10 protein-coding genes and 1 pseudogene are annotated in these 10,579 nt (G+C 38.3%); 1 reads left to right on the top strand and 10 read right to left on the bottom strand.

Annotation, left to right across the window (positions count from 1 at the left end):
* Position 1: 1 nt before the first annotated feature.
* From AC3DU7_RS14365 to AC3DU7_RS14345, 5 genes are all read right to left on the bottom strand, one after another.
* Positions 2–805 (bottom strand): SDR family oxidoreductase, encoded by an 804-nt coding sequence (locus AC3DU7_RS14365; protein ID WP_488040015.1) that lies wholly within the window; start codon positions 803–805, stop codon positions 2–4.
* A 47-nt stretch (positions 806–852) separates the two neighbouring features.
* The gene (locus AC3DU7_RS14360; protein ID WP_488040014.1) at positions 853–1,149 is read right to left on the bottom strand and encodes a putative quinol monooxygenase; all 297 of its coding nucleotides are present in this window, start codon (positions 1,147–1,149) and stop codon (positions 853–855) included.
* A 56-nt stretch (positions 1,150–1,205) separates the two neighbouring features.
* On the bottom strand, positions 1,206–1,916 hold the full coding sequence (locus AC3DU7_RS14355) for a glutathione S-transferase family protein (RefSeq protein ID WP_488040013.1): 711 nt from the start codon (positions 1,914–1,916) through the stop codon (positions 1,206–1,208).
* Positions 1,917–2,141: 225 nt separating this feature from the next.
* On the bottom strand, positions 2,142–2,897 hold the full coding sequence (locus tag AC3DU7_RS14350) for a phycobilisome rod-core linker polypeptide (protein ID WP_488040012.1): 756 nt from the start codon (positions 2,895–2,897) through the stop codon (positions 2,142–2,144).
* A gap of 807 nt (positions 2,898–3,704) precedes the next feature.
* The gene (locus AC3DU7_RS14345) at positions 3,705–4,295 is read right to left on the bottom strand and encodes a phycobiliprotein lyase (protein ID WP_488040011.1); all 591 of its coding nucleotides are present in this window, start codon (positions 4,293–4,295) and stop codon (positions 3,705–3,707) included.
* Between the two features lie 484 nt (positions 4,296–4,779).
* Here AC3DU7_RS14345 and AC3DU7_RS14340 point away from each other — a divergent pair, with 484 nt between their 5' ends.
* Positions 4,780–4,950: an NblA/ycf18 family protein gene (locus AC3DU7_RS14340; protein ID WP_488040010.1), complete on the top strand. Its 171-nt coding sequence runs from the start codon at positions 4,780–4,782 to the stop codon at positions 4,948–4,950.
* A 1,242-nt stretch (positions 4,951–6,192) separates the two neighbouring features.
* Here the strand turns inward: AC3DU7_RS14340 and AC3DU7_RS14335 are convergent.
* From AC3DU7_RS14335 to AC3DU7_RS14315, 5 genes and pseudogenes are all read right to left on the bottom strand, one after another.
* The gene (locus tag AC3DU7_RS14335) at positions 6,193–6,957 is read right to left on the bottom strand and encodes an RNA polymerase sigma factor SigF (protein ID WP_488040009.1); all 765 of its coding nucleotides are present in this window, start codon (positions 6,955–6,957) and stop codon (positions 6,193–6,195) included.
* A 1,224-nt stretch (positions 6,958–8,181) separates the two neighbouring features.
* A complete protein-coding gene (gene psbO / locus AC3DU7_RS14330; protein ID WP_488040008.1) occupies positions 8,182–9,012 on the bottom strand; it encodes a photosystem II manganese-stabilizing polypeptide in 831 nt (276 codons plus the stop codon).
* A 521-nt stretch (positions 9,013–9,533) separates the two neighbouring features.
* Positions 9,534–9,815 (bottom strand): hypothetical protein, encoded by a 282-nt coding sequence (locus AC3DU7_RS14325; RefSeq protein WP_488040007.1) that lies wholly within the window; start codon positions 9,813–9,815, stop codon positions 9,534–9,536.
* 160 nt (positions 9,816–9,975) lie between these two features.
* Positions 9,976–10,146 carry a hypothetical protein gene (locus AC3DU7_RS14320; protein ID WP_488040006.1) on the bottom strand — a complete coding sequence of 57 codons (171 nt, stop codon included), beginning with the start codon at positions 10,144–10,146 and terminating at the stop codon, positions 9,976–9,978.
* A pseudogene (locus AC3DU7_RS14315) lies at positions 10,115–10,579 on the bottom strand (hypothetical protein); the annotation flags it as partial. The gene AC3DU7_RS14320 and the pseudogene AC3DU7_RS14315, both read right to left, overlap by 32 nt.

Below are 10,579 nucleotides of genomic sequence, written 5' to 3'. Positions count from 1 at the left end.
ATTAAACCTCAATATCCCACAAGTTTTCCTGATACTTCTTCACATCCTCAATAAAACGCTGAGGATAAACATTGCGAAATTTATGATGGTCTTGAGGAATAGTCTCGATCATAAAGTCAATCATTCCTTGAGGGTCGAGTTGCAAATCGTCCCCTGCAAATAGTTGCTGTGCATCGCGAATTGGCTTCTCTGGGGTGAAGTTTCGGTCGGGGTCGTACCACTGGTCGAGGGTGTCGTACATACGATCGTTAAAACCTGTACGGAATGGGCCGGGGTTAATAGTTGCAATCTGTACTCCAGTACCTTCCATTTCCTCACGCATCAACTGCACAATGGCTTCAAGGGCGTGTTTGGAGGCACAATATGGTGCGAGAAACGGGAAGGTGGAAAATCCTGCAATTGAAGAAGTAAAGATAATCTTTCCCTTGCCTTTTTTAACAAAATCACGGGCAAAGGGCTGGATAAATTCTAGCGTGCAGAAGACATTCACCTCAAATACACGACGTACTCGATCGACCTGAATTTCAGCGATAGGACCCGTTTCGCCAGTAGCTGCGTTGGCAACTAAAATGTCGAGCCCGTCGGCATATTTCTCAAACACAAATTCGCGTTCTTCTTTATTCAGCAGATCCAGCTTAACGACTTCAACTTCCACACCTTCTTGTTTTGCTGCTGCTTTGAGTTCAGTAACTTGGGGCCAGCTTTCACAGGTACTAATTACCTTATGACCTTTTTTTGCTAACCCCAGCACTGTACCTTTACCAAATCCCGAACCTGCACCCGTCATTAAAATTGTTTTACTCATAAGAAATCTCCTTTCTTAGAAAAAATACTTTGATTTATGAAACAAACTTAGATGATTTGATAGCCTTTATAGACGATCGGTTCGCCATCCAAAATATCCTTGAATTTTTCAACTGCTGAAGCAAGATGGGGTGTTTCCCAATGTGCAGATTCAACATCCGTATCTTGCCATTCTTCAAAAGATAGTATGGTGTTAGGGTCTTTTTGGTCATGATAAAACCCATATTGCAAAGCTCCTGGTTCCTGACGAGTCTCTCTTGCTAGCTCTTCTAGAACCGCAACTAGCTCGTCCACCTTTCCCTTTTGAGCCTTTAATACAGCAACAGTGTATAGTTTTTTGCTCACGATCTTTACCTTTTGTCTATAATTTTCTATTGTCCACTATCATTGAAGTTGATGTATCAGTTATCCTTAAATCTGGCTGCATTGGCAGCTTGGGCAGTGTCAACATCACCTCGGCCAAAAAATGCAGGTACGGGTTTGGGTTTTTCTAAAGCTCTTTGGGTCGCAGGTCGTTCGTCAATACGGTCAAACCAAGCTTGAAGATTGTTCAGCCCTTCTACAGAAACCTTTGCCCAATAGTAGGATCTTGCCCAAGGATAAGTAGCGATATCTGCGATCGTAAATTCATCTCCCACCAAGAAGATTTTACCTTCAAGCTGTTTATCCAATACTTCCAGTAACCTACGTGACTCTTTTACATATCGCTCGATAGCAAACTCATCTCTATGTCCCTGGGGTTCAGCAATCCTTTGAAAGTACATCGCCTGTCCCATCATTGGTCCGATACCACCCATTTGAAACATTAACCATTGAAGTGTTTGAGAGCGAGCTTTTTCATTTTGCGGGAGAAACTTTTGATATTTTTCCGCCAAATACCAGAGAATTGCACCTGATTCAAAAACAGCAAAATTGTCATTACCCCGGTCTACGATCGTTGGAATACGTCCGTTTGGGTTGAGTTTCATGTACCAATCTGACTTTTGTTCTTTTTTGGAAAAGTCAATATAGGTCATTTCATACTCAACTTCAGCTTCTTCAAGAAAAATTACTGGCTTCCATCCGTTCATGGTGGAGGCTGTATAAAGATGAATATCTGGTTGTTGTGTCACTATCTTTATCTCGCTTCTAAATTAATAAAAACAACACTTTCTTGTTTAGAAGAGTTGAAGCAATGGGCAGAAGAACAAAATATTTAATTTTTCTTATATAAGAGTTTGTAGGGATAGAATACTCATGTTCCTAGTTTTGGCATTAACCAAAGACTCTCCACAAAATATTCCATCCCTACAATACTTAATCCTACTCAACAGAGGTATTCAAGTAATAATCTTAAGTTATACCTTGCGATAAGGTACCATACTAAGATTGATACTACCTAGATTAACTCGTGTTGCTACACCTTGAGCATTAAGACCCCGTGCTAAATCTAAATATAGAGAAGGATCGCCTGCTTGGGCTTTCTTTTCTTGGGGAGTAAAACGACGTAATTGATTTTGATAAATTACTTGAGGGAAACCAAGAATAGTCCGGTAGTAGAAACCATAACGAGGTGTCTTTAGGTTGAAAGGAGTTTCTCCTCCGTCACGTTGGGGTATAACCCGACGACGCTGGTAAGGTACAGTATCAAAGCCAAAGTTGTCTAAGTATTCTTCGCTATTAAGCAACTCATCAATGAAACCTTCGATACCTTTGTTCGCTATAACAATAGACCAAGCAATCTTTTCCCTTTCGCTGTAAACATCACGACCTAAAACACGTTGAACACATAACTCAACAAAGCGATAATTGCTATTTGTCTCGTAGTTGTTACGACGGAATGGATCGGAAACTACCAAACCACGAATGAAATCTCGAACTGTAATTTGACCATTTTTGAGTTGAGATTCTAGGAAGATTTGGCGATCTCTCTTCAAAATCTGATGTTCGCTATAAATTTGGCGATAAGCTGCCCAAATTAACTCATCCCACCCTGACCCAGAAGGTAAAGATTCGGCTGAATAAATCATTGGTTGGTCATCACCAGGGATTTCATAACCCGCAACTCGTGAGTTTTGACTAATAGGTTTATATTCTAATAATGGAATCGCCATGTGAGAATCTCCTTAAATTATTAAATTTGATTTATCAAGTGTGGCCATAGCACACTAAACCTTGCTGCGATTCAAAAAATTGCATGATTGACATAATCTCTCGTTAAATCTAAAGATTATAACGGGAGATTCCCAAACCTCACGATTTAGGTTTACTGCTTGAATGGCACTTATCTAGACTGTTGCCAGCCCCTGACAGTACGCCTACACAGTCACTTTTTTCTACGATCTGCAAAGGCCGCAGTGACACTTCGATGATGGAGTGCTTACTGTTTGTTTGGTCGCGATTCATCTCCAGGTAAATCGGAGATTATACCGAGAGTCCCCTCGCTCCATTTTTGATAGCCAATTTTTAGATTAAGGGATTGAGGCAATCCAAGTCTCATTTTTATTAACTTACGCAACAATCTGTAACATTTTGATAGCTATTTACTGATTTTGGGCTTAACGAAGTCAGAAGTCAGAGTTTAGAAGTCAGAAGTTAGAAGTTAATCCACCCCTAACCCCCAGGGCTAATTCATTAGTAGGGGAGTGGGGGAGTGGGGAGTAGGGGAGTGGGGAGTAAAGTCAATTCATCGTCAAGAGAGAAAAATTGTATCCTTTGAAATTTTGAAATTTCCTAAATCTTAACTAAAATTAGTTAACCAAAAATATAGGGTTGTAAATATTCTCGCTACGACAATTAATTAGCCATGCCCCTAACCCCTCCCAGGAGGGGAAGTAGGGGATTTGAGCTTCGCTCCAAAAACCCGATCGCCAATCAAGGCTAGGTGGCGCGACCCTATCCTGTTTGATAATTTTATCTGTCTACCAGCCAAAAGCAGAATAAAACTGTGTAGTATTCTGTGAGGTTTCTGCTTCTGAATCTGAGTTGCTTTCTTCTACTCGAATTTCTGTGCAAAAAGTAGAAGTATTAAATCCTCCAAACCTCTTCACTGCGCTAGTCCGCATTCTGATATTAGGGTTAGCAAACCAGAATCTTTCAATAGAACTCATAGTTTCATATTCTGTAATGAGATTTAATCCATCTTCATCATCCATCTCAAAGCGTCCCACAACTGGCACAATTTCTGCATAACCTCGTTCTCGCAACATTCTGCCTTTTCTGGGATCTTCTGGATCTGGAACAATCGCAAATACGGTTGACCCTTTATGATTTTCATCATCTTTATCCCAGGCCATAGAGCCATCCCAAGTAACAAAAGCCCCTCCTGCAGCCAAACTTGGGTCAATTTTGTGCATGTTACAGATTTCTACTACTTTCGGATCTTCAGCACCCAAGCTGATTACTTGAATATCTGAGTTGCCTATTTCTGCTTGTCTGAAGGCTAGGTGATGGGTTGTTCGTTGCGATCGCCACTTACCAGCACTCTTTTGAAAAAATTCCATTGCATCCATTTACCCTTCTCCATCTTTAGAATTTTTTGGATATTAATTCTAGCCTAATCATCATAATACTTCTAGCTTTTATTTAAACTCTGTTCTTAAGGATTTATTACTTACCCATAACTTTTAAAAGTATTACAGAGTGGGGCCCTCCCCTAGCTCCTAGGAGGGAAATGTGGGGAGATGTTTATAGTAGCAACCCTGCTAGAAATCAAATGGCGCAAATTGCCTACCTTTCCCTCTCCTCTCCCTCAGAACCCCTATACTGCACTTGAATTCAACAAATGTGGGTTAAGCATAAGTTTTTAAGAGCGGGGTCTTATCTGAAAATAATGTTAACTTTTGTCGAATAAATAAATTAGCTTGAAAATGTACATCATGGACAGTCTGTCAAGTAAATGTTACGATAATTTACATAGTAGTAAATACGTCAACTTAACTATGGCCTTAGTATATTGGCCAATATCTATATATCTAGATAAGTAAGGAGTAAACTATGGAAATGTCTAATAGCTTAACTATGGAGCAACAGTTCAAATTACAAGTTCTACGGGAGCAAGTAAAAGGCTTAAGTCGGGAAGAAGCTCAAGAATATTTAGTTGAAGTGTTGCGACAGACTATGGTGAAGGAGAATTTGTTTAAAAACTGGATGAAAGGCAAAATGTAACCGATGTTTCTCATTAAAAACAAGAATATATCGGTAATTAATAACTAACCCCACCCATCTTGTAGATCTGGGCGGGGTTTATACTTTTTAAGACTGACAAAATCTGGTAGGAATGCTTACATAGGGTTTGCTTATGGAAGTCTTTTTGCTAAGGCAGGGAGTAGGGAGTAGGGAGTAGGGAGTAGCTAAAACTCAAGAGTTGGGGGGAGTTGTAGAGGAGGTACTCAGAAAAATTATCCTTTGCCAACTCTGCCCCACTATACGCCAAAATACTCACTTTTTGAGCCTTATAAGGCGAAAATCAAGTACTTTTTCACGTTCTAAAAAGGCTAAAACCAATATCAGTAAAGACTTTGATATTTAATCAGCAAACCCTACATAATGATAGAGGGAGTGGACAAAATTGTGGGTAGGAAAAAACCTAAATACATCCTCTTTCTTTATAATTTAGAGCTGAGGTAATTAACTCTGACATCATTAGGTAATTTTTCCCCAGTTAATCAATACCATGACGCTGACAGGAGTGCCCAAAATTTTAATACTGACACTCCCGACGTGGAGAAAGCGACTATCAAAACCAATATTTAAATAGGGTTTGCTGAAAAAGTCTGATGGTGATGATAGGGAACAGGGAATAGTTTAGACTATCTGCTACGGCCAAATTTTCGGCATTGTCAGGGGAAAAGTATTAGTATTTTGAGACTAAAATAGTCAAAAACTTTGCACTTTTTCAGCAATATTTAATCCTGGAAGCCTTAATTGGTATTGATTAAAATTTTATTCAGCAAGCCCTAAATAACTCTAATCAAATATATGAGGAGGCAGAAACAAGGAACATTCAAACTCATAATATCTATGTTTTTTCTCTCCTTATCTTCCTTGTCTTACCAGTCTAGTAACAACCGGAAAGCAAAAAACTTACTCTTGTGAGGGGAACAGGGGATAGGGAGCAAAGACAATAGGAAAACGCTCTAGATCTACAGCAGAGTTTGTTTTAATATTAATTCAATGGACTTTATATAACCTTTCTAAAAGAGTTACTCGAATAGGAATATTTAATATGTAGATATGTCTAATAATTAACCTGTTCTTCTAGATAACTAAAAACTTCTTCTATAGTTGTTTTAAATAAGAATGAGACACTTTTTTAGCTGAAACCGTTTCACAGCAAGAAATTATCGTCTCAACCTAAACTAAAATGACTATATCTTCCTTCTTAGTTCTTCCAGATATTAATAATTGCTATTGCATAATCTTTTGCAAAGACTTTAATCCTTTTTTCATTCTTCGAGAAACAGTAACAGCACTGATACCCATCCGCTCGGCGGTTTCCTTCTGAGTCAAGTCACAGAGAAAAACAAACTCCAAAACCTTACGAGTACCTTCTTCTAGTTTGGCCAGCGCTTGCTGTAAACGAATTTGGTCTTCTTGAGCTAACTGAAAACTACGATACTGACTATCTGGAACTAATTCTCCTAAACAAGTGGTTCCATTTATTTCATCTTGAACTGGAGCATCTAAACTTAGAGGAGCGCGGTTACGACAAGCTAATTGAATTTCCTGCCACTGTTCCAAAGAAATATCCAATGCAGAGGCCACCTCTATATCTGTAGGTTTCCGTTTTAACTTCACTCGGAGGTCTTGGATAACTTTTGTGGCCTGCCGATCCATAGCTAGCCAATTTCTAGGAATGCGTACAGAAGGACTTTTATCTCTTAGATAATGCTGAATTTCACCCCGGATATAAGGAGTAGCAAAAGAACTAAAGGCTCGTCCTTTCGATATATCAAATCTCTCAATTGCTCTAATTAATCCAATACAACCTACTTGGAGTAAATCATCATATGTTTCGGTACACTTATTCAACCAATGGTAAACTTCCTTTCTTACAAGTCCAACATTAAGTTTAACTAATTGGTTGCGGAGATGATGAGAAGGGGACTGCTGATATTGACGCAGCAGTTCCAGGTTTTCACTTTTTAGTTCTTGAGTGATGGTGGTAGACATAGGTATATTATGATTTTGATGGAAACCTACTGATGGTAAATCACATACGCACTATTTTTACACATCATAATACTTAATAGTCATGGATATACACAATAATTGCCGTGACTATTGAAATCTTGGAGTGTGATATTAGACACAGTTTATTCATGAGAGTTTGAGTTATGAGCTCGGCCTTTTTTTCTACAGTATTGCAATTGATTGTTTTATCTATTCTCTGTTTATTAGGTAGTTACTTGATTAGCTTGATTAAGTATAAATATGTTTAATAATAATTATAATTAAGACTTACGCATAACTACAACTTATAGTTAACGACTGTTTAACCCTACATTGCTTTTATAGCAGTTCCCACACTTATGAGGTACAAAATTTTTAGGTTTGAGGGAACACCGGATCTGGGAATAAAAAGACAAAAAGATAACTGTACCTCACAACTTTGGGAAACGCTATAACTATGCAATAGCCTATAACTCTGTCTTTCGCATAAGTCATGAATAATATTTAGGGCTTGCTGAATAAAATTGTAATCAATGCCAGCTCAGGCTTACAGGGTTTTTGATTCTCAAAAAGTGCAAGGTTTTTGCTCCCAAAAGCAGAAAATGTCAGGATTTTGAAGAGATATAGGGTAGAAAAATCTCAGAACAATTTTTCTGATTATATTCTCTGCAATTTCTTATTCCTTCTGAATTCTGACTCTTGACTCCTACACCTTACCCATAAGACTTTTACTTCCACAAGCAAACCCTATTTAGTAACATGCTTCTCTGCCTACGCGGTCTAATATTTAATTTGATAAACACTCTCTAACTAGTAATATTTAGTAATTGTTTAAATAATTTTTCTAATAGCATCTAAATATAATCATAATAGAGGAGTGTTTAGCCCCTCTATACATACTCTTTATTTATTGTCTTTACGCTTCTGTTGCGCGTTTATTTTTAAGTTTGAGGAAGTAGATTTTTTAACTGCACTATTGCAGAGCAAATAAATGTGGAAAACTTCACCATCATCAAGGTTAAAAATCAGTATGTTGTGGCTTAATTTCCAATTAGATAAAACCTACAACTTATTACTTAAATCTACTACCTTAATTTCAGAAAAAGGCATTTTTTAGGTTAAAGGAAACGATCGCTTATCTACAGAAACCTTCGATTTTTATTGGGTAGGGTCTTTAATCAAATAAGTTGCACAAGCAATTTAATTTCAGACCCAATATCTAGCTTAAGAAGCTATATCTACCCTACCGTAAAAAGTACCACCAATCTTAACTTCTACAGCCTCTTTTGCGCCCAAATCTGTATCAGAAGGCTGAATTGCTTCAAAGATACCAGCAACTTCACCAGTTTCACTGTCTACTTTAGAAATTTTTAGGGAAATTTCACCAGCTTTGAGACTGGTATCTGCAAACTTGATATTAGCTTTACTAAACTCTGTATCATCTGCACGATTTGGTAAAGCTACTGCATTATCATATCCTGAAGTAACACCACGACCTTTTGGATCTAGGAAGCTAGAACCTCGATAGGAAGGAACATTATATATACCCTCAAAATCAATAGAGGTATTGATAGCAGAAACACCAGGCTGACTTTTAGCGACAAGTCCTTTGACGGTAAATAGAAAAGGTACTTCCTCACCACCTGGTAAGAGAACAGTTATAGGTTGAAAATCAATACCATACTGTTCTTTAAATGTCAATGCATTATCTTCATCGAAGATCAGATCCCCTGTTACTTGGTCTAAGGTGGAAGTATATCGTGTCAATTTTCTTCCTTCTACAAATTCTGCTTTCTGGCGTTTGTTAGTAGGTTCTTCCTTGACAAAATATTCAGTTGGCTGTATGCACAAGTCTGTCAAAATATAAGAGTTATCGGGGTCAAGGGCAATGGAACCACGAGCTGTGCCTGGTAACTCAGGACAGTTGTTAGCCAAGCCAGTATTGACAATATCTTCGTAAGTAAGTGTTTGATTTTTATCTGGACCTTCTGAGCAAGCGGTCAAAAAACTCAAACACACAGCTAATAGTGCTGCAATTAAAGTGCGATACCTCATTGTTAACCTCAAGATTCAATATTCAACAATTAACATTGGTACTGCGTTTTGTATTTACGCAGCATAAATAATCCAATTTTTGATTTTTGATTTTACCGGAAGGAAGTTAGGGCAATAGAATCATGGTTGTACTTCACCTTCTAAAGTGGCTTTTGTCAGAGTAAATTTTCCATACTCTGTTAGCATTGATAGGTGTTTAAACTCATGTACTTATGCCCATTTCCTGAAAAAAGGACTGTAATTCAAAGCAGATTTATCTTTGTATTTATCCAAAATAGTATTTTACATTGCTTGTTACTTTATTCCTAAATCAGTTATTTGATTACTCCCCTGGACTCTCTGCAGAGAGGATTCTAAGTAGATACTACGCAACAGGGTAAATCCGTGTTGCTCCGTCTATTCTTAGCTGAAATACACTCTCTGGGGACAAGTCAAAGTGTCCCTACACAGTCGGCTTAAGTCTAAACCTAGCTTTCTGCTTACTTTTGTGATGATATTTGCAGCCCCATTACAGTCTGCATTCACAAAACAATTATTACCACTCCTATACAAACCACGCTGTCTTGATGCAGTCGCTCATGGGGGAAACCCCCTTTGGTGGCGCTGCATCGCTTTATTCTTTTTCCTGACGGTTTCCAATCATTGGCCCGTAGGGTCAGTGCTTCCTTGCTCGGAACCTGACTCCGAGCACCAGCACCGAGTTTCTCACCATAAATAGGCAGATCGTCACCATCTAAAAATGAAGCAATACTTGTATAACTTTCTTCTGTTTCTATAAATATTATTCCATATTCTTCACACAACTGAGCTATTCTTTCTTTCAGTCTAGCAGTGGGAATTGGTACAAATTCTGAATTATTTTTCTTTCCTAATTCTATTTGATTTTTCTGACCTTTATTCTAACCAAAAACAATTGTACCAATAGAATTTTTTAAGCAATGATTAATTACTATTCTGGCTGCTTTATTTATACCCAAATCGAATTTGGCGGTTACGTTTTTCAGTAATAGAAGCTAGCCTATTTGACCAAAATCCTTGAGGTTGATTTTCTTTGATAGTTAATACCTGTTTGTTGTACCAACGATTCATTGATTTGAGATGTTTACCATCCACAACCCGCGCTAGTACCCACATTAGATACACAAGTCAACCAATTATTTAAACCATGGTCTATTCCTAATACATTGTCTTGATTTAATTGAGGTTTAACTACTACTTCCTTTTCATAGATAAATTCTTGGGTAAAGCATCTATTTCTTGGTAATATTCTCAGTTCTTTAAGAGAAGCAAAGTTGAGATTACTAGGCTTATGAATATAAAAGTAATCTAGACCAAACCAGCGCTTACCGAAAAATCGTGGGTATGCGCCTCCCCTTTTAAGGGGATAAAAAGCGGTCGAGGGATGGCGAGGTCCCCTCGCCATATCCAATCGACCAAGACAGCGGTCGTTTGCTTTGCAACGCTGGCGCGAAAAGCGCAGCTTCCCGTAGGGTGGGATGGCTCCGAAACCTGCGCCATATCCAATCGACCAAGACAGCGGTCGCTCTTCGGAGTTTCCCGTAGGGTG

This window comes from Okeania sp., from assembly GCF_983059655.1.
This window is presented reverse-complemented; position numbering and strand designations above follow the sequence as displayed.